Raw genomic sequence first — 23,425 nt, 5'->3', positions numbered from 1 at the left:
GCGCCTTATGCCTCGGGTCGGATCGATACGTAGTCTCCATGGTCCCACGCGAAGGGACCGGCTACCGTTTTGGGCCGCTCGCAGGGCCACTGGTACTGTAGGTGGCTGTGCCTCATGCCCTCTCAGCGCGAGGCACGTCAGAGAAATTTTGGATCACCGGTACGGGACCTTCGCGGCCCCGCACCAGAACCTGAAAAGGCTCCTTCGTGGCGAACATCAAGTCCCAGATCAAGCGGATCAAGACCAACGAGAAGGCTCGGCTGCGCAACAAGGCCGTCAAGTCCTCCCTGAAGACCGCGGTCCGCAAGGCCCGTGAGGCCGCTGCCGCGGGTGACGTCGAGAAGGCCACCGAGCTGCAGCGCGCTGCCGCGCGTGCGCTCGACAAGGCCGTCTCGAAGGGCGTCATCCACAAGAACCAGGCCGCCAACAAGAAGTCGGCGCTTGCTTCCAAGGTCGCGTCCCTCAAGGGCTGAACTCCTTTCTGATCTGACCGCCGGAAGGACCCAGAGCGGGCCCTCTCTCATCCGCTCCCGACCGGCACCCCAGAGCCTGTTCGCGGCCTGCGTTCGCCACGCGGGAACGGGCTCGACAGCTTGAACCGAGAACCCCGGCGCCTTCCCTTCCCCAGGGCGGGCGCCGGGGTTCTCGTCATACGAGGGTCAGGCGCCTCCCGGGGCGAAGCTCTTGCGGGGGGCCGGGGCGAAGCCTCCGGCGGGGGCAAGGGCGGAGCCTCCGGCGCAGATCCGGGGCGGAACCTCCATCTCGGATCCAAGGCGAAGCCCCGGCGCGGTCCGGGCGGAACCTCCGGAACGGCCCGGGACGAAGGGGCGGAACCCCGGGACCGGCTACCCGCGCCCGCGGGACCGTGCGGCCCGGGCAATCACCACAACCGCCTTCTCCAACGCGTACTCGGGATCATCGCCGCCGCCCTTCACCCCCGCGTCCGCCTCCGCAACGGCCCGAAGCGCCGCCGCGACACCGTCCGGCGTCCACCCCCGCATCTGCTGCCGCACCCGATCGATCTTCCACGGCGGCATCCCCAGCTCCCGCGCCAGATCGGCCGGCCGCCCCCCGCGCGCGGAGGACAGCTTCCCGATCGCCCGTACGCCCTGGGCCAGCGCACTGGTGATCATCACCGGCGCCACGCCCGTCGCCAGCGACCACCGCAGCGCCTCCAGCGCCTCCGCCGTACGCCCCTCCACGGCCCGGTCGGCGACCGTGAAGCTGGAGGCCTCGGCCCGGCCGGTGTAGTACCGCCCGACAACGGCCTCGTCGATGGTCCCCTCCACGTCGGCGACCAGCTGCGACACCGCCGAGGCCAGCTCCCGCAGATCGCTGCCGATGGCGTCGCACAGTGCCTGACAGGCCTCGGGCGTCGCCGACCGCCCCGCCGCCCGGAACTCACCGCGCACAAAGGCCAGCCGGTCCGCCGGCTTGGTCATCTTCGGGCAGGCCACCTCGCGGGCCCCGGCCTTGCGCGCGGCGTCCAGCAGCCCCTTGCCCTTCGCCCCGCCCGCGTGCAGCAACACGAGCGTGATCTCCTCGGCGGGCGCCCCGAGATACCCCTTCACGTCCTTGACCGTGTCGGCGGACAGGTCCTGCGCATTGCGTACGACCACGACTTTCCGCTCGGCGAAGAGCGAAGGACTGGTGAGCTCGGCGAGCGTGCCGGGCTGCAACTGGTCCGGGGTGAGGTCGCGTACGTCCGTGTCGGCGTCGGCGGCCTTGGCGGCGGCCACCACCTCCTGCACGGCACGGTCGAGCAGGAGGTCCTCCTGGCCCACGGCGAGCGTCACCGGGGCGAGAGGGTCGTCATTCGCAGTCTTCCTGGCCATCACGCACAGCATCCCACGAGGCACTGACAACGGGCCCGTACAGGCGCGGACAGCCGTACTCGCTCGGCTGCGGGCAGGCGGCGCTGGGTCACGGCTCCTCGCGCCAGCCGTCCCACTCCCCCGCGAACGCATCCAGCGCCGCCGGATCCAGCCGGCCCCGCTCGTCCCGCAGCACCAGCAGCCACTGCGCATCCTCGGCATCGTCCTCGCCGGCCAGCGCGTCCCGGACGAGCTGCGGCTCCTCGTCCAGTCCGAACCGCTCCCCCAGCGCCTCGGCCGCCTCCTCGGCAGCATCCCGGTCGGGCAGCACCAGCACGTGTCTCACATCGCTCACGGGCCCATTCTCCGGCACCGCACGGGAACCGAACCGCCGGGGACTCGGCACCGGCTCAGGGGGTCGGATTCCGGTTCCGCACCGTCGGCACACGGTCCAGCTCGATCCCGAACCGCTCCCGGTACACGGTCAGCACCTCCTCGTCCGTCTCCAACTCCCGTGTCTCCCGCTTCCCGTCGGCCGCCGTCGTCTTCAGCACACGCCCGCTGAGCGTGATCCTCCCTCCGTCCTCGGTGACCCGTGAGCAGACCAGCGACTGGGTGAAGTGCGACAACGGCGAGGTCCTGTGCCACCAGGCCCCGGCCACGAAGTCCCCGAGCACCCGGGGCCGGGTCTCCAACCGGTACTGCGGCCTGCCGTCCCTCAGGACGTCCAGGTCCCCGGCCCCCGCCGAGCCGCCGCCGGGCACCCCGGCCGCGTCCGGCCCGGCCTCCGCCACCCGGAACACCCCGCCGGGGTCGACCTGCTCCGCCCGTTCCGCATAGCTCAGCGGATAGTGGCTGTGCGCCCCGAACCCGACGTCCGCGATCCAGGTGTCCCCCTCCACCGTCCGCACCCGCAGGGCGAGATGGTCGTACGGGATCCCGAGCCGCCCCTTGTCGTCGTACACGCGGGCCGCGAGCAGTTCCACCCCGTAGCCGAGCGCGGTGAGCAACGCGCCGAACAAGCCGTTCAGTTCGTAGCAGAAGCCTCCCCGCCCGCGTCCTGTCACCTTGTCCAGCAGCCACTCCTCCTCCAGCAGGATCTCCTCGTCGAGGTGGATGGACAGGTTCTCGAAGGGAACGCTCTGCAGATGCCGCAGGTGCAGCTCACGCAGGGCCCGCCCGGTGGGCCGCTGCGGGCGCTCGGCCCCGATCCGGCGGAGACAGTCGTCGACCTGGTGTGAGTCCATGGACCCAGTCTGGGCGAACCCCGGTCTCAGCCTCTGGCCACCCGCACTTCCCCACCGGTCCCTCCCGTCCCGCCGACGGCAAGCTCCCCGTCCCGGTCGGTGCGCAGCACCAGCGCGCCGCCCGCCCGCAGCCCGGCCACGGTCGCCGGAGCCGGATGTCCGTACGGGTTGTCGGCACCGCAGCTGATGAGCGCCACCCGGGGAGCCGCCAGCCGTATCAGCTCCGGGTCCTGATAGGCCGAGCCGTGGTGGGCCACCTTCAGTACGTCCACACCGGTCAGCTCGGCCGCCACCGGTGACCGCGCCAACGCCTGCTGGGCCGGCGGTTCGAGGTCGCCCAGCAACAGCAGCCGCAGTCCGCGCGAACGGACCAGCATCGCGACGCTGGCGTCGTTCGGTCCGTCCGGCTCCGGCAGCGGGCCCGGCCACGCCGGGTACTGCGGGTCGGACGGCGGCCGGGTGCTCGGCGGGGGCCACAGGACCTGCCAGGAGAGCGGTCCGGTACGCCGTTCCTCACCCGCGACGGCCCGCGTCACCGGAATGTGCCGCGCCGCCGCCTCCCTTCTGACGAACTCGGCCTGGTCGGCGGGTTCCTCGAAGCCGGTCGTCTCGATCGCGGCCACCGAACGGCCCCGCAGGACACCGGGCAGCCCCGCCACATGGTCGGCATGGAAATGGGTCAGCACCAGCAACGGGACGCGCGTGATGCCCAGCTGCCGCAGACAGTGGTCGACCAGCACCGGATCGGGCCCGGCGTCCACGACCACCCCTGCTCCCTCGCCCGCCGCCAGTACGGTCGCATCCCCCTGTCCGACATCGCACATCGCGAACCGCCAGCCCGGCGGCGGCCAGCCGGTGATCACCCGGGTCAATGGGGCCGGCCGCACCACCACCAGCACCAGCAGCACCGCGAGCACCCCGGTCCACCACGGGTGCCGCAGCAATCGCCGGCCGGCCAGGACGACGGCCACGGTGACCGCCGTAAGCGCCAGCGCTCCCGGCCAGCCTCCCGGCCAGCCCACTCCCGCTCCGGGCAGCGCCGCCCCTGTCCGGGCCACTTCGGCGATCCATCCGGCCGGCCAACTCGCGCACCAGGCCAGCGCCTTGGCCGGTGCCATCGCCAGCGGCGCCGTCACGAGCGCCGCGAACCCGAGCACGGTGGCCGGTGCCACCGCCACCTCGGCCAGCAGGTTGCACGGCACCGCCACCAGGCTCACCCGCGCCGACAGCACGGCCGTGACGGGGGCGCACACCGCCTGCGCCGCGGCGGCCGCCGCCAGCGCCTCCGCGACCCTCGGCGGCACCCGGCGCCGCCTCAGCGCCTCGCTCCAGCCCGGTGCCACCACCAGCAGCGCGCCGGTGGCCAGCACGGAGAGCAGGAAGCCGTAACTGCGGGCCAGCCAGGGGTCGTAGAGCACCAGCAGCAGGACGGCCGTGGCCAGTGCGGGGACCAGGGATCTGCGGCGCCCGGTGGCCAGGGCGAGCAGTGCCACCGCGCCACAGGCGGCGGCGCGCAGCACGCTGGGGTCGGGCCGGCTCACGACCACGAAGCCCAGCGTGAGCGCTCCGGCGAGCAGCGCAGTCCCCCGCAGTGAGAGCCCCAGGCGCGGGGCCAGGCCGCGGCGCTCGACGCGCTGGGCCAGTCCCGGCGGCCCGATCAGCAGCGCGAGCAGGATGGTGAGGTTGCTGCCGGACACGGCGAGCGTGTGCGCCAGATCCGTCTCCTTGAACGCGTCGTCCAGCTCGGGCGTGATCCGTGAGGTGTCCCCGACGACCAGCCCGGGAAGGAGCGCCCGCGCGTCCCCCGGCAGATCGCCGGTCGCCTCCCGCAGCCCGGCTCTGAGCCGTCCCGCGAGCCGTTGCGGTCCGCTGGGGCCCGCCACGATCCGCGGCCCGGGCCGGCCACGCACCCGCAGCACGGCCGCGGACCGGTCCCCGCCGGTCAGCGCGGGCGCCAGCCGTCCGCCCACCCGCAACCGCGTGGACGGCAACAACCGGAGCCAGGCCTCGCGCGCACCCCGCGTGCCGCGGATCCCGGCCCCCGCCGCGCCCTCCTCCGCCGGACCGCCGTTCCGGGCAGCACCCTCCGGCGCCGGAACGTCCGCGTCGACGACCAGCAGCACCGGAGTCCGCGTCCGCACGCTCGTCCCGTCGGTCCGCTCGACGCGCCGCACCTCCGCCCGGGCCAGTACCGCCACCGGCGCCGCGTGATCACCTCGTACCCGTGGCCGGCTGAGCCAGGGATCGCCGCTCACCTCGACCTCGGCGGTCACGGTCGCATACCGGCGGGCCAGCTCGGGCACCGGCCCGCGCCGGACATCCGCCCCGTGCAGTCCGGCAGCGACGGCTGCCGCGGCGACGCAGAGCAGCACGGCGGCGATCGAGGCACGGGCCCACACGAACCGCTGGAGCGTCCGTCCGCCCTGCGTCCTCGATCCGCCCCGCCTGGTCCGTGCGAGCCGTCCGGACCGGGCGGGCCGGCGCGCCGACAGCACAACGATCCCGCCCACCAGGCAGACGACCGCGATACCGGCCGTCCAGGCCGCCGGTGCGTCCAGTGACAGGGCCGCCGTGGCCCAGGCCGCGAGCGCAGGCGGTACCAGGCGCAGGTCCGTGGTCCCGGCCCGGTCGCCGCGCACGGTCCCGTTCCCCTCGGAGTCACGGACCACGGCATCCGCGGATCCCCCGTCCTCCGGCCGTCGGCCTCCTGGCCCGGCATCCGCGAGCACTCCGGGCCTCCCCCGTCCCGCCGGCCCGCTGTCGATCACCCGGCTCATGGCCGTACCAGATTCCGTAGATCGCCGAAGCGGCGGTCGCCGATGCCGTTGACCTCGCGCAGTTCGTCCACCGAGCGGAAACCGCCGTGCCGGGTGCGGTAGTCGATGATGTGCCGGGCGAGCACCGGGCCGACCCCGGGCAAGGTGTCGAGCTGGTCCGCCGTGGCCGTGTTGAGGGAGACGGGTGCCGCCGGGCCCGCAGCCGCCGGCCCGGCGGCCGGTCCGGGGGGCGGTGCCGGCCCGACGGGCGCGCCGACGACGACCTGTTCTCCGTCGACCAGGAAACGGGCCCGGTTGAGCCCGTCGGTACTCACGCCCGGACGGACACCGCCGGCCGCCCGCAGCGCGTCCGCCACCCGGGAACCGGCCGGCAATCGCCGGATCCCCGGTTTGCGGACCTTGCCGCTGACGTCCACGACGATCTGTCCGCCGGGTGTCGGCGACGCACCCGCTCGCGCACCGGCCTTCGCGTCATCTTCCTTCTGGGCGTAGGGAGTCCGCGCACGCACCACTTGAGGGGCGCTGACGGACTCCGTCCGCCCGGCCCAGAAGTGCTGGGCGGCGAACACCGCGGCGGCCACGAGGACCACGGAGAGCGCCACGACTCCGCGCCGCTCCACTGCGAACCGCGCCTGCAACCGGACCGGCATCCGCTCCCGCAACGCCAGCCCGGCCCGCTCCCGCCAACCGGGGCCGACGGGCTCCCGGGACGGCAACGCGTGCGTGGTGCCGGCAGGTTCGGGTTCCGGCGCCGGCTCGGTGTCGGTCGACGGACACCCGGGGCTCTCCCCGTCCGGGGGTCCGTTCCCCGACTCCCGCCATCGCACGGCTCGTTCACCGAAGAGGAGCTCCGCCCGGCGGCGCAGTTCCTCGGCCGACGCCGGCGGGCGGTGGCGGGAGCGACGGTGGTCGACGCCGCGGCGGTGACGGGTACGACCGTCGGAGGCGGGACCGCGGCCGGGGCCGCTGGTCGCCGTGGCTGTGCGTGTACGTGATCGAAGTGCCATGCGACGAGGATGGAACATCCCGCCGATTCGCGATGATCTTGGTCAATTCCCGGGGACGACCGCCCGGTTGTGGACAACTCCGCCACCCGTACGAGTGAACGGTCAGCCTGCGAACGAAGATCAGCGGGGGGAGACCACTGCTCCCAGCAGCCCGGGACCGGTGTGTGCCCCGATCACCGCCCCGACCTCGCTGACATGCAGGTCGGCCAGGCCCGGCACCCGTTCCCGCAGCCGGTCGGCAAGCGCGGCGGCACGGTCGGGGGCCGCGAGATGGTGGACGGCGATGTCGACCTCGGCGCCGCCCGCCCGCTCGGCGGCGATCTCCTCCAGCCGGGCGATGGCCTTGGACGCCGTACGGACCTTCTCGAGCAGTTCGATACGGCCGCCGTCCAGCTGGAGCAGGGGTTTGACGGCGAGCGCGGATCCGAGCAGGGCCTGTGCGGCTCCGATGCGACCGCCGCGGCGCAGATAGTCGAGGGTGTCGACGTAGAAGTAGGCGGACGTGCCCGCGGCCCGCTTCTCGGCGGCCGTGACGGCTTCGTCCACGGTGCCGCCCGCCTCCGCGGTCTCGGCCGCCGCGAGCGCGCAGAAGCCGAGGGCCATCGCCACCATCCCGGTGTCCACCACCCGTACCGGCACCGGCGCTTGGCGCGCCGCGAGGACCGCCGCGTCGTAGGTGCCCGACAGCTCGGCGGACAGATGCAGGGAGACGATTCCGCTCGCGCCGGACTCGGCGACCCTGCGGTAGGTTTCCGCGAACACCTCGGGGCTCGGTCGGGAGGTCGTGACAGGGCGGCGTTTCTGCAGTGCCTGGGCGAGCGAGCGCGTCGAGATCTCGGTGCCCTCTTCGAGTGCCTGGTCGCCGAGGACCACGGTCAGGGGCACCGCTGTGATGCCGTGACGCTCCATCGTCCGCGGCGGCAGGTAGGCCGTTGAATCGGTGACGATCGCGACATGGCGGGACATGAGCTGGAGGTTACCTGCCGTGGCGCGCACGCGGCAGCCCGGCCCCTGGGGTGCGGGCCGGACGGCCGCTCAGGTGGTGCTCTCGGGGCGGGGCCTCTTCTGCCAGAGGTGGGCGGGGCGGGGCGACGACGGGGCGATCGCCTCCGGCTGCTGCCCCTCGGCGGAGCCGGCGGGGGTCCAGTGGCGCAGGGCGTCGGCCTCGATGTCTATCTGGTCGCTGAGCGCGCCCAGGTCGTCGTCGACGAAGCGGCGCGCGCGGTCGCGGACGGCCCAGCGCAGTGAGTCCGCCGACTTGGTGATGCGCTCGGTGCGCCCGCGCAGCTCGGGCAGCCGCGCGGTGACCTCGGTCCGGTCCGGCTCCGACTCCAGGCGCCTGAGGTCCGCGTCCAGCTCGTGCCCGTGCGCGCTGAGGCGCTCGAAGAGGCCGAGGGACTCCTTCAGGGACTCGTCCTCTGCCGCGCCCGCGTGCAGGGCGTCCTGGGTTGCGCGCATGGAGGTGCGCAGCGAGAGCCGCAGGTGCGCGATCTCGGCGGCCGGGCCGACCTGGACGAAGGACTTGGCGCGCAGCGTGTGGTCCTCGACCGTGCGGCGGGCCTGCTCGATCCTCCGGTCCACCCCGCGCTTGGCGGCGCCGACCGCCTTGACCGTGGCGTACACGCCCAGGCCGATGAAGAGCAGAAAGAGCAGGGCGAACACGGCGATCACTGCTTCCACGACGCTCCTCCTCCGGCCGGCGCGGCGCTCGCCGCTGCGCCTTCCACAGTAAACGCAGCGGGCAGGCCCGGAGTTCCGGAAGAACCCCGAACCTGCCCGTAGGGGACTACCCTGACGCCCGTCGTACCCGGCGTCCGGTCACCAGCACCCTGACTGCGCCGTACCGATGCGCGTCACGCCGGAACGATGTTCACCAGCTTGGGCGCCCGGACGATCACCTTGCGGATGCCCGCGCCGCCCAGCGCCGCGACCACCTTCTCGTCGGACAGGGCCACCTTCTCCAGCTCCTCCTCGGAGATGGCCGGCGGCACCTCCAGACGGGCCTTGACCTTGCCCTTGATCTGCACGACGCAGGTCACGGTCTCGTCCACGACGTAGTCCGGGTCGGCGACCGGGAAGTCCTGGTGGACGACCGAGTCGGTGTGGCCCAGCTTGCGCCACAGTTCCTCGGCGATGTGCGGCGCCAGCGGGGCGACCAGCAGCACCAGCGGCTCGGCCACGGACCGCGGCACCGCGGTGCCGGCCTTGGTCAGGTGGTTGTTCAGCTCGGTGACCTTGGCGATGGCGGTGTTGAAGCGCAGCCCCTCCAGGTCCTGGCGGACGCCGTCGATCGCCTTGTGCAGGGCACGCAGGGTCTCCTCGTCCGGCTCGGCGTCGGTGACGGTGACCTCGCCGGTCGTCTCGTCGACGATGTTGCGCCACAGCCGCTGCAGCAGCCGGAACTGGCCGACGACCGCGCGCGTGTCCCACGGGCGGGAGACGTCCAGCGGGCCCATGGCCATCTCGTACAGGCGCAGGGTGTCGGCGCCGTACTCGGCGGCGATCTCGTCCGGGGTCACCGCGTTCTTCAGGGACTTGCCCATCTTGCCCAGCAGACGGCTGACCTTTTCACCCTGGTAGTAGTAGGCGCCGTCGCGCTCCTCCACCTCGGCGGCCGGTACCGCGATGCCGCGGCTGTCGCGGTAGACGTAGGCCTGGATCATGCCCTGGTTGAACAGCTTGTGGAACGGCTCGGCCGACGAGACGTGGCCCAGGTCGTACAGGACCTTGGACCAGAAGCGCGCGTACAGCAGGTGCAGCACGGCGTGCTCGGCGCCGCCGACGTACAGGTCGACACCGCCGTGCGGCAGGCCCTCGCGCGGGCCCATCCAGTACTGCTCGATCTCGGGGTCGACCAGCTGCCGCTCGTTGTGCGGGTCCAGGTAGCGGAACTCGTACCAGCAGGAACCCGCCCAGTTGGGCATGGTGTTGGTCTCGCGGCGGTACTTCTTCGGCCCGTCGCCCAGGTCCAGGGTGACGTTGACCCACTCCTCGTTGCGCGACAGCGGGGTCTCGGGCTGGGTGTTCGCGTCGTCCGGGTCGAAGGTGCGCGGGCTGTAGTCCTCGACCTCGGGCAGCTCCAGCGGCAGCATCGACTCGGGCAGCGCGTGGGCGATGCCGTCCTCGTCGTAGACGATCGGGAAGGGCTCGCCCCAGTAGCGCTGGCGGCTGAACAGCCAGTCGCGCAGGCGGAAGTTGACGGTGCCCTCGCCGATGCCCTTGTCCTGCAGCCACGCGGTGATGCGGGCCTTGGCCTCGGCGACGCCCAGGCCGTCCAGCGAGATGTCGTCGTTGGACGAGTTGATGATCTTCGCGTCGTACGACGCGAAGGCGTTCTCCCACGTCGAGGTGTCGGTGCCACGGCCGTCGGTCGGCTCGACGATGCAGTGGATCGGCAGCTCGAAGGCGCGCGCGAACTCGAAGTCGCGCTGGTCGCCCGCCGGGACGGCCATGATCGCGCCGGTGCCGTAGCCCATCAGGACGTAGTCGGCGATGAAGACGGGGACCTGCTCGCCGTTGACCGGGTTGGTCGCGTACGCGCCGATGAAGACACCGGTCTTGTCCTTGGCCTCGGCCTGCCGCTCGACGTCGGACTTGGACGCGGCCTGCGCGCGGTACGCGGCGACGGCCTCGGCCGGGGTGGCGTGGCCGCCGGTCCACACCGCGTGCGTGCCCTCGGGCCACGCCTCGGGGGTGAACTTCTCGACCAGCGGGTGCTCGGGTGCCAGCACCATGTAGGTCGCGCCGAACAGGGTGTCCGGGCGGGTGGTGAAGACCGTGATGCGCTCGCCGTCGATCGGGAAGTCGACGCGGGCGCCCTCGCTGCGGCCGATCCAGTTGCGCTGCTGCAGCTTGATGGCCTCGGGCCAGTCCAGCTCCTCCAGGTCCTCCAGCAGCCGGTCGGCGTATGCGGTGATACGCATGTTCCACTGGCGCAGGTTCGCCTTGAAGACCGGGTAGTTGCCGCGCTCGGAGCGGCCGTCGGCGGTGACCTCCTCGTTGGCCAGCACGGTGCCCAGGCCCGGGCACCAGTTGACGGGCGCGTCGGAGGCGTAGGCCAGGCGGTACTCGCCCAGGATGTCGGCGCGCTCGGTGGCGCTCAGCTCGTTCCACGCGCGCGTGGTGCCCGGAATCGCACGCTCACCGGACTCGAACTGGCTGATCAGCTCGGAGATCGGGCGGGCCTTCCGCGCCTCCTCGTCGTACCAGGAGTTGAAGATCTGCAGGAAGATCCACTGGGTCCACTTGTAGTAGTCCGGGTCGATCGTGGCGAACGAGCGGCGCTTGTCGTGGCCCAGGCCCAGCCGGCGCAGCTGGGCCTTCATGTTCTCGATGTTGGCCTCGGTGGACACGCGCGGGTGCGTGCCGGTCTGCACGGCGTACTGCTCGGCGGGCAGGCCGAAGGCGTCGAAGCCCAGGGTGTGCAGGACGTTGTGGCCGGTCATGCGCTGGAACCGGGCGAAGACGTCGGTGGCGATGTAGCCCAGGGGGTGGCCGACGTGCAGGCCCGCACCCGAGGGGTACGGGAACATGTCCATGATGAACTTCTTGGGCTTGGCGGCCAGCTCGGCGTCGCCGGCCAGGTCGCCCTTGGGGTTCGGCGCCGCGTAGGTGCCGTCGGCGTCCCAGAAGTCCTGCCAGCGTGCCTCGATCTCGGCCGCCATGGCGGCCGTGTAGCGGTGCGGCGCCGCCACCTCGGCGGCAGCGGGGTTCGTCTCGCTCATGATCCTCAAAGCTCCATCGATCGTCTCTGCCTGCGGCTGTGACATTCAAAGAAACGAAAAAACCCCTCGCACAGGAGGGGACGCCGCGCCGATGCCGACCTCGCGGTTCGACCGGGGGTCGGTACTGATCAGCGCGGCCCGCTAAGCAGAAGGCGTACGGCACGCATGGCGCTAGGGTACCGCAGGCCCCGAGCCGGCCGCGACGACCTCGGGGAGGCGGGGACGGCTTGAGCAAGCCGCGACGCGCTTCCGTATCCCTTGTGGACATGCCAGGAAGCCCCGCCGGAACTGAACAAAGGTCAAGGATTACTTCGCGTACCGTCCCCTAAGGGACATCACCCCAGTCACATCGTCCGTTGATAACAACGCAATAACTCAAACCCCGTACTGATCGGTATGGCGCCACTTAGAGTTCGGCAGCGGGACCGCTTTCCCGAAACTGCTCGGAGTTGCCCCCATGAACCCTCGTCGTAGTACCAGCTCCCTTCCCAAACCGGGCCGCTCGGCCTATGGGGTGGCGTCGGCTGCCGTCCTGCTGCTCATACCCGTGGTCGTACTGGTCGGAGGCAACCAGTTCCGCGACTTCCTGAACTTCGGCGCGGGCGTGCTCTCCCTCGTCTCGCTCAGCTGCTCGGTGATCTGGGGCCTGTTCGCCCAGGACCGGATCTTCCTGAACACACGGCAGCGGATCGTCGGCCAGGCGGTGCACCGCACGACGGCGGTGGCCTCGATCGCGTTCCTGCTGCTGCACATCACCACGAAGGTCGCGCTCGGCCACACCCAGGTGATCGCCGCGATCATCCCCTTCTCGCTCGGCGTCACCGGAATCGGCGGCCTGATCGGACTGGGCTCGCTGGCGGGCCTGCTGATGATCTTCGTGGGTGTCACCGGCGCCCTGCGCAGCAATTTCGCCGCCCCGGCCCCTGTCGCCGCCCGCTGGCGCGCCATGCACATGCTGGCCTACCCGGCCTGGTGTGCGGCGCTGATCCACGGCCTCTACGCGGGTCGCTCGGCCAAGCCGATCTTCGTGATCCTCTACAGCCTCTCCCTGCTCGGTGTGATGGGCGCCCTCGCGCTGCGCGCCGCCCCCCGCCCGGTCAAGCGCAAGGTCGCAGACCGACTGGTGGCGCTCTTCGGCAGCTCGGAGCGGCCGGGGCTCGAAGGGCTGGACGCCAGCCGTGCCCGGGCGGCCGAGCCGGCGACGGCGGGCTTCGAGGGCCGACGCGAGCCCAGGGCGGCAGCCGCTCCCTCCGCGCCGCTGTACCAGTCCCCGGCCACCCCCGCCGCGGAACCCGCATCGGGCTTCGCCGCCGCCCCCGCCGCGGAACCCGCATCCGGCTTCGCCGCCGCCTACCGCGCCGTCTCCACCCCGGGCCGCACCCAGCAGCCGTACGCGGCCGGCCAGACCGCCCGCATGGACCTGCCGCTGGACCTGCAGGCCACGGGGGCCGTCCCGCGCGTGGACGGCCCCTCCAGCACCTCGGGCAGCTGGCCCATCCCCTCCCCGCCGCCGGTCGGTGAGGCTCCGCCGTCCGCGTACGACCCGCTCCAGGACACCGGGCAGACCATCCCGGTCTACGGCAATGCGGACTCCGCCGGCTACGGCGGAAGTGACATGTACGACACCCGTGAGACAAACGGCTTCTACGGCGCGTACAACCCGAGTGACACGTACAACAGCGGTCCCGCTACCGAAACGCTGCCCGGCGCGTTCGACGCACCGGGTTCGGGCGAACCTTGGAACATGCCGTCCGGAGGCTTTAAGTGAACGAGGCCCTGCCCGACGTCCCCGAAGTCCGCGTGGTCGGCCTTCCCCAGCTCACGTCGGGCTTCGACCTTGTGGAACGACTCGATCTGCCCATGCACCTGAAGGTGCACGGGCCGCTCGACCCGCTCGGCGGCGAGCAGCTCGCGCAGCTCGCCGAACGCATCAATCTGAAGGGCCGCGGCGGCGCGGGCTTCCCCTTCCACAAGAAGCTGCGCTCGGTCGCCGAGTCGGCGATCAAGCGCGGCGTGCGGCCGGTCGTCGTGGTCAACGGCAGCGAGGACGAACCGGCCTGCCGCAAGGACACGGTGCTGATCAACCGCGCCCCGCACCTGATCCTGGACGGCGCGCTGCTGTGCGCCGAGGCGCTCGGCGCACGAACGCTCGTGATCGGCGTCACGCGTGAGTCCACACAGCGCTCCATGGAGGCCGCGCTGGCCGAACGCGGGCTGAGCAACAGCCGTAGATCGGCGCTGCGCGCGTGGGTGCAGCGCAATCCTGTGCGGATGGTCACCGGGGCCGCCGCCTCGCTGATCCGCTCGGTCGACGGCGGCCCGGCGATCCCGCCCGGCCGCAAGATCAGTGCCTCGCAGAGCGGGGTCGGCGGCGCGCCCACGCTGCTGTCGAACGCGGAGACGTTCGCGCAGCTGGCGATCGCCGCCCGCATCGGCCCCGAGCGCTACGGCAACACCGGCCTGTACGACGAGCCGGGCACCGTCATGCTCACGGTCTCCGGTGCGGTCGCCCGCCCGATGGTGATCGAGGTCCCCACGGGCGTGCCGCTGCGCTACGTGCTGCAGCTGGCGGGCGCCCCGCCGGTGCCGCAGGGCGTGCTGACCGGCGGCTACCACGGCAAGTGGATCGACGCGGCGACCGTCAACGAGGCGATCGTCTCCCGCAACTCGCTGGACGCGGTGGGCGGTTCGCTGGGCGCCGGCGCGATCCTGCCGATCAGCCAGGAGACCTGCCCGCTGGGCGAGTCGCTGCGGGTGGCGCAGTGGCTGGCCGAGGAGAGTGCCGGCCAGTGCGGCCCCTGCTACCTCGGACTGCCGGCCGCGGCGCGCGGGCTGGAGGACATCCTCAACGGCGGCGGACCGGCCGCCCTGGAGGCGCTGAAGCAGGTCGCGAAGAACGTCAAGCGCCGTGGCGCGTGTTCGCATCCGGACGGCTCGGCGATGTTCCTGGAGTCGACCATCAAGGCGTTCACCGACGACCTGGCCGCGCATGTCCTCGGAAACGGCTGCGGACGGCCCGTGGAGGGCGTTCTGCCGCTCTTCGAGGGAGGCAAGGCCCCTACGGGCATCCCGGGCGGCACAGAGCCCGAGGAGACCGGCGGCAGCCGCCAGAAGATCTACGTCGACTGGACGCTGTGCCGGGGCCACGGACTGTGCGCCGACATTCTCCCCGAGGTGTTCGAACTCGGTGCCGACGGTTTCCCGACCGTCGCCCAGGCGCACGTGCCGCGCTACGCGGAGGCGAAGGCGCTGCGGGCGGTGCGCCGCTGCCCGGCGCTCGCCCTGCGCATCGAGGAGGACACGCGCGGGCAGGCGCCCTCCCGGAACCTGCCGGTCGTTTCCCAGGGCCGCGGCCGGCGCGCTCTCGGCCGCTGAGCACACGTGGGGGCGGGTCACCCTGGCCGGGTGACCCGCCCCTGCGTTCGACCGTGTCCGCGCGCAACACGCCGAAGGCGGACCATCCTTCGAATGGTCCGCCTTCGATTTCTGTGGAGCTAAGGAGAATTGAACTCCTGACCTCCTGCATGCCATGCAGGCGCTCTACCAACTGAGCTATAGCCCCTTGTTTTGTTGTTTCGCCCGGTTCCCCCGGCGACGACGTAAACATTACAGGCCCGGGGGCGCAGCACCAAATCGGTTTCACCTCCACACCGGTACGACCGCTAATGTCACCTTTTGTGCCCGTGATCACGTCATCAGCAGCCCGCCGTCGGCTGCCGGTCGCGCCGGGGGTGTGCCTGGCGTCCTTCGCGGCGTTCTGGGCCGCGCAGCGGGCCGCGCACGTGTCGATGATCGATCTGTTGGTGTACCGGGCCGAGGGCGCCACCGTGCGCGCCGGCGGCGACCTGTACGCGCTGCGGGCGACGGCCGCGCATCTGCCCGCCACCTACCCGCCGTTCGCGGCCCTGCTCTTCACCCCGCTGACCCTGCTGGACACCGCGTCCCTGCGCGCCCTGGCGACGGCCGGGAACCTCGCGCTCCTGGTGCTCTTCGTACGGCTGTCGCTGAAACTCGTCGGCCACGCGCGCGTGGATGCCGTCTGGTGGGTCGCGGCAGCGGCCGTGTGGTGCGAGCCGGTGTGGACGACCCTGCGCTACGGCCAGGTCAACCTGCTGCTGGCCGTCCTGGTGCTGGGGGACCTGTCCCGCCGCCCCGGCGGCCGGTACGCCTCCTGGCCGGGGGCGGGGCTCGGACTGGCCGCGGCGGTCAAGCTGACGCCCGCACTGTTCCCCGTGTTCCTGCTGGTGACGGGCGTCGTGGCACATGTGCGGGGCGGGGACCCAGGGCCGTGGCTGCGGCACGCGCGCGGGGCGGGCGTCGTGTTCGGCGCGGCGACGCTTCTGGCGGCTGCCGTCCTGCCGTACGACTCGCGGCGGTTCTGGACGGACCTGGTGTTCCGCGCGGGGCGGGTCGGGCATGCCGAGGACACCGCCAACCAGGCCCTGCGCGGCGTTCTGGCCCGCCTGCTGCACACACCCGACCCGGGAGCCCTCTGGGCCGCCTCCGCGGCTGTCGTGACCGCCCTGGGCCTCGCGGCCGCCGTGGCAGCGGAGTTGCGCGGGCGGCGGGACTGGGCGGTGTGCGCCTGCGCCGTCACCGCGCTCCTGACCAGCCCGGTGTCGTGGACGCACCACTGGGTGTGGTGCCTGCCACTCGTGCTGCTGCTGTGGTCGCACGGCTCCCGGACCGCGGCCCTGGGCATGCTGCTGGTCTTCTGCTCCTACGCCCCCTGGTGGGTGCCGCACGGAACCGGGCGTCCCGAACTCCACCAGGGTGCCCTGGAATTGACGCTTTCGGCCCTCTACGGAGGTGCCGGCGCGTGCTTCCTCGTGCTGACCCGGACATCGTTGCCGAGGCGCGGCGGCGTGTCCGGCGTCAAGCGGTCACGAAGGAGTAGAACCGCTTGAGTGTGCAGTGCTCCTCCAGGAGGCGGCCGTAGATCGGCTCACCCTCCAGTTCCCGGTACGTCTCGATCGGGTCGCCTTTTATGATCAGCGCCCGCGCGCATTCCTCGCACCAGTACTGGTAGTCGGGATTGATCGGCTCCATGTCACGGACGATCGGCGTACCGCTGCCGCACCAGTCGCACTTTCGCCTGTGTGCACCCATCGATCAGCTCCAGCTGTGGCCGCAGGCCGTGCACACGTAGGAGATTCCGCCGTTGTCGCCGAGAACCTGGGCGACATGTGCGGAACCGCAGGAAGGGCAGCTCAGCCGGGTGGTCGTGTCCCGTATCAACGCCGCACCGAGGAGGTGGCCGACCTCCTCAAGGATGCTCGCAGGCATCGCTACTCCCTCCCGTCGGGCCGCGCCCCCTTCCGGCCGTTTGATTCTGCCACGGCCGGAGCAATACGGTCAGCGACGCCTCAGTACCAGTCCGGACACGGCTCCCGCCGCGGCCGTCGCGGCCAGCGCCCAGGCGCACACCCAGAACGCCTCCGCAGAGGTATACGAGCGCACGACGCCGAGTGACTCAAGCCGGTTCAGGAACAGTGTGCCGAAAGCCGCCACACCGATCAGCTGACCGAGCTGGGCGACCGTCGCCAGCAGGCCGCTGGCGTCCGCCGCGTCCTCGGGCCGTACGGTGGCGAGCGCTCCGGTGAGCGTGGGACTGAACGCGAGCGCCAGGCCGGCACCCACGCCCGCGTATCCGGCATACAGGAGCGCTCCCCCGTCGCCGCCCGCGTGGAAGGCCAGCCCCACGACGGCCACGGACACCGCGGTCAGCGCGAAACCGGCCGGGGTCAGGACGCGCCGCAGGCCGGCGGGCCACCTTTGCCAGGTCAGGCTGACGGCCCCGAAGACGGCGGCGGTCGGGGCGAAGCTCAGTCCGGCCCGCAGCGCGCTGTATCCGAGGCCGCCCTGGACATGCAGGGTCAGGGCGAAGAGGAAACCCGCGTTGACCGACATCACGGCGAGGATGCGGAGGACGGCCGGGCCGATCCCGGGATGGCGCAGCACCCGGGGTGCGATCAGCGGGGCGCCGCCGCGTCGGGCCAGCCGGGACTCGTACCCGCAGAACAACCCGAACAGCACCGCGGCGGCGGCCAGCGACAGCCAGGACCACACCGGCCAGCCCTCCTCCTGCCCGAGCACCAGCGGGACCGTCAGCAGCGACACGGCCGCGCCCAGCAGCACCAGTCCGGGCAGGTCGAGCGCACGGGCCCGCTCCTTCCCGGCCGCGCCGCCCCTCGGCAGGACCCGGCGGCCCAGTACGAGCAGCAGGGCACCCACCGGCACGTTGACCAGGAACACCGGCCGCCAGCTCGTGCCGAGGAGATCGGCGCTGACCAGCACTCCGCCCGCGATCTGCCCGGCCGCCGCGCCGACGGCGAGGACCGCCGAATAGGCGCCGAGGGCCCGCGCCCGCGCCTCGCCGGTGAACGTGCGCTGGATGAGGCTGAGCACCTGCGGGATCGCCGAGGCCGCGCCGGCGCCCTGCACCAGCCGGAAGACGATCAGTTCGGTCGCCCCCTGCGCCAGGCCGCAGGCGAGCGAGGCCCCGGTGAACAGGGCGACGCCGGCGAGATGCACCCGTCCGTGGCCGAGCCGGTCGCCGAGCCGGGCTCCGGTGATCATCAGCACGGAGTAGGAGATGGTGTAGCCGGCGATGACCAGCTGCAGATCGGCGCCCGAGGCATGGAGTTCGGAACCGATCGTGGGGGCGGCGACGTTCACGATGAAGACGTCGAGGGCCGCCATGAACAGGGCGGCGAGCAGGACCGTGAGCAACAGCCGGGGCCGGTTGTCAGTGCCGGATGCTTCACTGTCCGTGACGGAGGATTCCGCACTGCCGGTGACCGATGGGCCACTGTCAGTGGCGGATGCTTCACTGATCGCAGGGTTCGGAACGGGCTCGGTGCCCGGCCCGGTCCGGGATGTCGTCGTCATGGCGTCGAGCCTGCCGACGGGCCGGTACCGGTGCCGAGTGCCCGGCGATGCTGGTACTGCCAGCACCTGGCAGGGCCGGGCCCGGGTGCCGACGATGGAGACGGGGACGACGGGGGGCTGGACGATGGTGACGGAGCTGACGAGGACGACGCAGGCGACGCAGGTGACGCGGACACCGAGTACACAGCGGCGCAGGCCGGAGCTGGCCGCTTTCCTGCGCAGCAGGCGGGCGCGGGTGACCCCGGCCGACGTGGGGATGCCACCGGGCCTGCGGCGGCGCACGCCGGGGCTGCGCCGGGAGGAGGTCGCCCAGCTCTCCGGTGTGGGCGTGACCTGGTACACATGGCTGGAGCAGGGCCGGCCGATCAACGCCTCGCCGCAGGTGCTGGACGCGGTCGCCCGCACACTGCGGCTGGACTCGCCGGAGCGGGAGCATCTGTACCGGCTGGCGGAGGTGCCGTTCGAGCCCGACCGGGAGGTCCTGACCCGGCGTGTGGGCCCGCATGTGCAGGACATCATGGACGCCCTCGATCCTCTGCTCGCGGTGGTGTACAACGCGCGTTACGACGTCCTGGCCACCAACGCGGCCTACCGGGACCTGTTCGTGGTGCCGGACACCCCCGGCATCGACGTGCCGAATGTGCTGTGGACGCTGTTCACGCTGCCGGACGGCGCCTGCCCGCTGGTGCAGCGGGAGCAGGAGCTGCCGCTGATGGTGGCGACGCTGCGATCGGCCTACGGCAGACATGTGGGCGAGCCGGCCTGGGAGGACTACATACGCGGGCTGTGCGGGGAGAGCCCCTGGTTCGCGGCGCTGTGGGCGAGCGGTGAGGTGGTGCTTCCGGGGCCGCGGGTGAAGAGGTTCCGGCACGCCGCGGTGGGCGAGATGCGGATGAGCTCGCAGTCGCTGTCCATCGACGGGATGCCCGAGTGCCGCATCGTCGTCTACACCCCGGAGGACGAGGAGACGCGCGAGAAGGTCGCCCTGCTGCGGGAGCGACGGCAGCGATTGTGGTCGCCGGCGTACACAACAGAAAATCCCGCCCCCTGACGGGGACGGGACCTTCATCATCGATCTTTGACAACTCAACAGAGTGTCGAGTGGAGCTAAGGAGAATTGAACTCCTGACCTCCTGCATGCCATGCAGGCGCTCTACCAACTGAGCTATAGCCCCTTGCGCCACGCGGCGGAGCCGCTGGCTTCTCGCTCCGCTCGGCGGGGCGAACAAGAAGAACTTTAGCCTGTGACCTGCCAGAAAGTGAAATCCGGGGTCCGGGAGCCTGCGGCAGGTCAGTCGTCGTCGCCGAGGACGGGCTCCGGAAGGGTGCCCGCGTTGTGCTCCAGCAGACGCCAGCCGCGGGCGCCCTCGCCGAGCACGGACCAGCAGCAGTTGGAGAGGCCGCCGAGGCTCTCCCAGTGCTGGGCCTCCAGGCCGAGGAGCCGGCCGATGGTGGTGCGGATGGTGCCGCCGTGGCTGACGACGACGAGGGTGCCGTCCTCGGGCAGCTTCTCGGCGTGCCGCAGGACGACGGGCGCGGCTCGGTCGGCGACCTCGGTCTCCAGCTCGCCCCCGCCGCGGCGGACCGCCTCGCCGCGCTTCCAGGCGGCGTACTCCTCGTTGTAGCGGGCGATGATCTCGTCGTGCGTCAGGCCCTGCCAGACGCCCGCGTAGGTCTCGCGCAGGCCTTCCTCGCGGGTGATGTCGAGGCCGGTGAGGGCGGCCAGCTCGGCGGCCGTGTGCGCCGCCCGCTGCAGGTCCGAGGAGATGATCGCGTCGGGCCCCAGGGAGGCCAGCAGCCGGGCGGCACGGCGGGCCTGGCCGATGCCGGTCTCGGTCAGCGCGACATCCGTGCTGCCCTGGAAGCGGCGCTCGACGTTCCAGGCGGTCTGGCCGTGCCGCCACAGGATGATGCGGCGGCCGCGGCCCTTGCGGTCGGTCACCTCACCGGTGGCGCTCATCACCACTCCCCGCCCGGCTCCTGCTCGGCCTCGGCGGCCTGCAGCTTGGCGTGCTCCTCGGCCTTGCCGCGGGTGGCCTTGGCGTCGGCGGGCAGCTCCAGCTCGGGGCAGTCCTTCCACAGCCGCTCCAGGGCGTAGAAGACCCGCTCCTCGCTGTGCTGGACGTGGACCACGATGTCCACGTAGTCGAGCAGGACCCAACGGGACTCGCGGTCGCCCTCGCGGCGCACCGGCTTGGCGCCGAGTTCCTTCTGCAGGCGCTCCTCGATCTCGTCGACGATGGCCTTGACCTGGCGGTCGTTCGGGGCGGAGGCCAGCAGGAAGGCGTCCGTGATCGACAGCACGTCGCTGACGTCGTAGGCGATGACGTCGTGGGCGAGCTTGTCGGCCGCCGCCTGGGCGGCGGTGTTGATGAGCTCAAGAGAACGGTCGGTGGCGGTCACTACGAAGCTTTCGGTCGGCGGTCAGGACCTCAAGGGTCTCACGGACCGCCCCGGGCACCCCACGTGATTACGGCGGCACGTGGGGTGCGGGGCCCCGGTCAGGACGCGGCGGGCTGGTAGTTCCGTCCGAGGACGACCGAGACATCGGCGCCCGAGGAGACGGTTCCCTTGGTCACAGAGCCGGCGGGCAGGCCGAGGGTCTTGGCGACCTCGGTGGCGTCCGGCTTGTGGGAGGCGTCCGAGTAGACCACCTTCGAGGCTGTCTGGGCGCCGGAGGCCGTGCCGCCCTCCAGGAACGTGAAGCCTCCGTTGAGGAGCGCCACGCGGGCCTTCTCGGTGTCGTCCTTCACACCGGTGGCGTTCTGCACGGAGACCCGGACCGCGGCGCCGGCGTCGGGGCTCTTGGCGGTGCCGCCGAGGATGTCCTTCACCACACTGTCGCTGGTCTTCGCGCTCAGGGTGCCGTCGGCCTGCACGGGCAGCAGCGCGGTCTTGTAGTCGCCGCTCTTGGCGAGGTCGGCGAGCCTGGCGAGGAAGGTGCCGAGGTCCTTGTCGGTGAGCGGCGGGTCGAGGATCTGCGCGAGGGTCTGCACGGTGATCGTCGCCGACGCCGGGTCGGAGGACAGCTTGCGCAGCACGCCCTGCATGACCTGGCCGAACCGCTCCAGCTGGGCGTTTTCCGACTCGCCGGTGGCGCGGTAGGTGGCGTAGGCGACGGCCATCTTGCCGCTGAGGGTCTGGGCGCTGCCCTTGTGGACGAGCGGCTCGGCGCCCTTCTTCTTGGCGTCCGGGTCGGGCACGTCCGTGTTGGTGTCGAGGTCGATGTTGCCGACCAGGTCGACGAGGTTCTGCAGGTAGGGGGTGTCGAGGCGCCAGGTGCCCTGGATGTCGGTGCCGAGGACGGTGTCGAGCTGGTCGCGGGTGCCGGAGGCGCCGTCGTCGTCCACCGACTTGGCGAGAGTGGTGGTGGACCCGTCGTCGCCGCTCAGGGCCAGCGAGTTGGGCAGCAGTACGGTGCTGCCCTGCTTGGTGGTGGTGTTGTCGACCAGCAGCGCCGTGGAGGTGCCGCCCTTGCCGGTGTTGTGCAGGTGGACGACGATCACGTCGCGTTTCTGGGCGCTGACGGGCGTGGCCGCGCCGGGCTTGGAACCGGCAGAGGACAGGCCGGGCAGTTTTCCGGCGTACCAGAGGTAACCGACGCCGCCCACGGCGACGAGGGCGAGGACCACGAGGAGGGCGATGATCCGGCTGCGGGCGCGGCGGCGGGCCTCTTCTCGGCGCTCGGTGCGGTTCTCGGTGAACTTCAGCCAGTCGATGACGTCCTCGGAGTCGCCGTCCGGCTCCTCGACGAACGCGAACTGCTCGGTGTGGTAGTCCCGTTCGCCCTCGTCCCGCGGTTCCTCGGGGTGCGCCGGGGCGTGCGGCTGCTCCACCGGGCCGGCCTGCTGCGGGATGTACGCGGTCTGCTCGGCGACCCGGGGCTGCTGCCCGCTGCTCGCGGCCTGTCCGTAGGGGTCGTAGCCGGCGCCGTGCTGGGTGCCGGTGCCGTACGTGTCGTAGGGGGCGTGGGAAGCGTACGGGTCGTCGTACGACGGCGAGGGCCGGCCGGTGTCGTAGGAGGGCGCCGACGGCTGCTGACCGGTGGCGTAGGGGTCGTATCCGTAGCCCTGCTGCTGGGTGTACGGGTCGTAGGTCGCCTGCTGGGCCTGCTGTGCCGGGACCTGCCGGTACACGGGCTGGCCGTACTCGTCGTAGCCGACGAGTTCGTACGGGCCGGCGCCGTAGCCGCCGTCGCCCGTGTCGTATCGGTCGTTCACCGGTGCCCCTCTCGGCTCACTCGCCGCGGTACAGCTGGCGCTTGGCGATGTAGCGCACGACTCCGTCGGGCACCATGTACCAGATGGGGTCGCCCTTGGCGACTCTCGCACGGCAGTCCGTGGAGGAGATGGCCATGGCCGGCACCTCGACGAGCGAGACGCCGCCCTCCGGCAGCCCGGGGTCGGTCAGGTGGTGGCCGGGCCGGGTGACGCCGATGAAGTGGGCGAGGGAGAACAGTTCCTCGCTGTCCCGCCAGGTCAGCAGCTGGGCGAGCGCGTCGGCACCGGTGATGAAGAACAGATCGGTGTCGGGATTGAGGGCGCGCAGGTCGCGCAGGGTGTCCACGGTGTAGGTGGGGCCGCCGCGGTCGATGTCGATGCGGCTGACGGAGAACTGGGGGTTCTCGGCGGTGGCGATGACCGTCATCAGGTAGCGGTCCTCGGCCGGGGAGACCTTGCGGTGGGACTTCTGCCACGGCTGGCCGGTGGGCACGAACACCACCTCGTCCAGCTGGAACTGCGCGGCGACCTCGCTTGCCGCCACGAGGTGCCCGTGGTGGATCGGGTCGAACGTTCCGCCCATGACACCGAGGCGTCGCTTGCCCGTGTGGGCGGGGCCGCTGCCCGGTCCGTACTGCGGGTGTTGCACCGTGTCGTCGGCGGACTCGTACGCCGGACCGGTAGGCATGTCCTGCTCTCCCATGCGTGCAGACCCTACCGGCCCGGTCTCGGGTGTCCGGCCGGG

At 71.9% G+C, this 23,425-nt stretch carries 20 protein-coding genes and 2 tRNA genes; 5 read left to right on the top strand and 17 right to left on the bottom strand.

Going from position 1 to position 23,425, the window contains the following annotated elements; genetic code table 11:
- The first annotated feature begins 206 nt into the window (after positions 1-206).
- Positions 207-473, top strand: a complete 267-nt coding sequence (rpsT, locus tag ACZ41I_RS01430) for a 30S ribosomal protein S20 (RefSeq protein WP_089106790.1) — start codon at positions 207-209, stop codon at positions 471-473.
- 372 nt (positions 474-845) lie between these two features.
- Here the strand turns inward: rpsT and holA are convergent, their stop codons facing one another.
- The 8 genes from holA to leuS all read right to left on the bottom strand — a co-directional run bounded on the left by holA (position 846) and on the right by leuS (position 11,569).
- Positions 846-1,835: a DNA polymerase III subunit delta gene (gene holA, locus ACZ41I_RS01425; RefSeq protein WP_363217918.1), complete on the bottom strand. Its 990-nt coding sequence runs from the start codon at positions 1,833-1,835 to the stop codon at positions 846-848.
- Positions 1,836-1,923: 88 nt separating this feature from the next.
- Positions 1,924-2,169, bottom strand: coding sequence for a hypothetical protein (locus tag ACZ41I_RS01420; RefSeq protein WP_363217919.1), 246 nt, complete (start codon positions 2,167-2,169; stop codon positions 1,924-1,926).
- Between the two features lie 55 nt (positions 2,170-2,224).
- Positions 2,225-3,061 (bottom strand): arylamine N-acetyltransferase family protein, encoded by an 837-nt coding sequence (locus ACZ41I_RS01415; RefSeq protein WP_468512897.1) that lies wholly within the window; start codon positions 3,059-3,061, stop codon positions 2,225-2,227.
- Positions 3,062-3,087: 26 nt separating this feature from the next.
- Positions 3,088-5,838, bottom strand: a complete 2,751-nt coding sequence (locus tag ACZ41I_RS01410) for a ComEC/Rec2 family competence protein (RefSeq protein WP_468512896.1) — start codon at positions 5,836-5,838, stop codon at positions 3,088-3,090.
- Positions 5,835-6,845 (bottom strand): ComEA family DNA-binding protein, encoded by a 1,011-nt coding sequence (locus ACZ41I_RS01405; protein WP_468512895.1) that lies wholly within the window; start codon positions 6,843-6,845, stop codon positions 5,835-5,837. Before ACZ41I_RS01405 ends, ACZ41I_RS01410 begins: the two co-directional genes overlap by 4 nt.
- A 120-nt stretch (positions 6,846-6,965) precedes the next feature.
- Complete coding sequence (locus ACZ41I_RS01400) at positions 6,966-7,811, bottom strand: DegV family protein (protein ID WP_399772049.1); 846 nt, start codon at positions 7,809-7,811, stop codon at positions 6,966-6,968.
- A 69-nt stretch (positions 7,812-7,880) separates the two neighbouring features.
- Positions 7,881-8,525, bottom strand: a complete 645-nt coding sequence (locus tag ACZ41I_RS01395) for a hypothetical protein (protein ID WP_399772052.1) — start codon at positions 8,523-8,525, stop codon at positions 7,881-7,883.
- 173 nt (positions 8,526-8,698) lie between these two features.
- Positions 8,699-11,569: a leucine--tRNA ligase gene (leuS, locus tag ACZ41I_RS01390; protein ID WP_363220074.1), complete on the bottom strand. Its 2,871-nt coding sequence runs from the start codon at positions 11,567-11,569 to the stop codon at positions 8,699-8,701.
- Positions 11,570-12,026: 457 nt separating this feature from the next.
- Here leuS and ACZ41I_RS01385 point away from each other — a divergent pair, with 457 nt between their 5' ends.
- Both ACZ41I_RS01385 and ACZ41I_RS01380 read left to right on the top strand, forming a co-directional pair.
- Complete coding sequence (locus ACZ41I_RS01385) at positions 12,027-13,337, top strand: cytochrome b/b6 domain-containing protein (RefSeq protein ID WP_399772056.1); 1,311 nt, start codon at positions 12,027-12,029, stop codon at positions 13,335-13,337.
- Positions 13,334-14,944: an NADH-ubiquinone oxidoreductase-F iron-sulfur binding region domain-containing protein gene (locus ACZ41I_RS01380; protein WP_399772058.1), complete on the top strand. Its 1,611-nt coding sequence runs from the start codon at positions 13,334-13,336 to the stop codon at positions 14,942-14,944. The genes ACZ41I_RS01385 and ACZ41I_RS01380 overlap by 4 nt, the downstream gene beginning before the upstream one ends.
- A 114-nt stretch (positions 14,945-15,058) precedes the next feature.
- On the opposite strand, the gene ACZ41I_RS01375 is transcribed toward ACZ41I_RS01380, so the two are convergent.
- Positions 15,059-15,131, bottom strand: a tRNA-Ala gene (locus ACZ41I_RS01375).
- 103 nt (positions 15,132-15,234) lie between these two features.
- On the opposite strand from ACZ41I_RS01375, the gene ACZ41I_RS01370 reads away from it, so the two are divergent.
- On the top strand, positions 15,235-16,476 hold the full coding sequence (locus ACZ41I_RS01370; RefSeq protein ID WP_468512894.1) for a glycosyltransferase 87 family protein: 1,242 nt from the start codon (positions 15,235-15,237) through the stop codon (positions 16,474-16,476).
- Here ACZ41I_RS01370 and ACZ41I_RS01365 read toward each other — a convergent pair.
- The 3 genes from ACZ41I_RS01365 to ACZ41I_RS01355 form a co-directional block, all read right to left on the bottom strand.
- Positions 16,445-16,678 carry a hypothetical protein gene (locus tag ACZ41I_RS01365; RefSeq protein ID WP_006136074.1) on the bottom strand — a complete coding sequence of 78 codons (234 nt, stop codon included), beginning with the start codon at positions 16,676-16,678 and terminating at the stop codon, positions 16,445-16,447. The genes ACZ41I_RS01370 and ACZ41I_RS01365 overlap by 32 nt on opposite strands.
- A gap of 3 nt (positions 16,679-16,681) precedes the next feature.
- Entirely contained in the window at positions 16,682-16,855 is a 174-nt protein-coding gene (locus ACZ41I_RS01360) for a hypothetical protein (RefSeq protein ID WP_014672673.1), read from the bottom strand.
- Between the two features lie 69 nt (positions 16,856-16,924).
- A complete protein-coding gene (locus ACZ41I_RS01355) occupies positions 16,925-18,289 on the bottom strand; it encodes an MFS transporter (protein ID WP_468513074.1) in 1,365 nt (454 codons plus the stop codon).
- A 295-nt stretch (positions 18,290-18,584) separates the two neighbouring features.
- Here ACZ41I_RS01355 and ACZ41I_RS01350 point away from each other — a divergent pair, with 295 nt between their 5' ends.
- A complete protein-coding gene (locus ACZ41I_RS01350) occupies positions 18,585-19,511 on the top strand; it encodes a helix-turn-helix transcriptional regulator (protein WP_468513073.1) in 927 nt (308 codons plus the stop codon).
- Positions 19,512-19,562: 51 nt separating this feature from the next.
- On the opposite strand, the gene ACZ41I_RS01345 is transcribed toward ACZ41I_RS01350, so the two are convergent.
- From ACZ41I_RS01345 to nadD, 5 genes are all read right to left on the bottom strand, one after another.
- Positions 19,563-19,635: transfer RNA gene (locus ACZ41I_RS01345), tRNA-Ala, on the bottom strand.
- Between the two features lie 116 nt (positions 19,636-19,751).
- Positions 19,752-20,420, bottom strand: a complete 669-nt coding sequence (locus ACZ41I_RS01340; protein ID WP_363218429.1) for a histidine phosphatase family protein — start codon at positions 20,418-20,420, stop codon at positions 19,752-19,754.
- Positions 20,420-20,863: a ribosome silencing factor gene (gene rsfS / locus ACZ41I_RS01335; RefSeq protein ID WP_363218430.1), complete on the bottom strand. Its 444-nt coding sequence runs from the start codon at positions 20,861-20,863 to the stop codon at positions 20,420-20,422. Before rsfS ends, ACZ41I_RS01340 begins: the two co-directional genes overlap by 1 nt.
- 98 nt (positions 20,864-20,961) lie before the next feature.
- Positions 20,962-22,680 carry an LCP family protein gene (locus tag ACZ41I_RS01330; RefSeq protein WP_468512893.1) on the bottom strand — a complete coding sequence of 573 codons (1,719 nt, stop codon included), beginning with the start codon at positions 22,678-22,680 and terminating at the stop codon, positions 20,962-20,964.
- 16 nt (positions 22,681-22,696) lie between these two features.
- Positions 22,697-23,383 (bottom strand): nicotinate-nucleotide adenylyltransferase, encoded by a 687-nt coding sequence (gene nadD, locus ACZ41I_RS01325; RefSeq protein WP_363218432.1) that lies wholly within the window; start codon positions 23,381-23,383, stop codon positions 22,697-22,699.
- Between the last annotated feature and the right edge of the window lie 42 nt (positions 23,384-23,425).

The sequence above is a fragment of the Streptomyces sp. NPDC030799 genome, from assembly GCF_055572255.1.
This window is presented reverse-complemented; position numbering and strand designations above follow the sequence as displayed.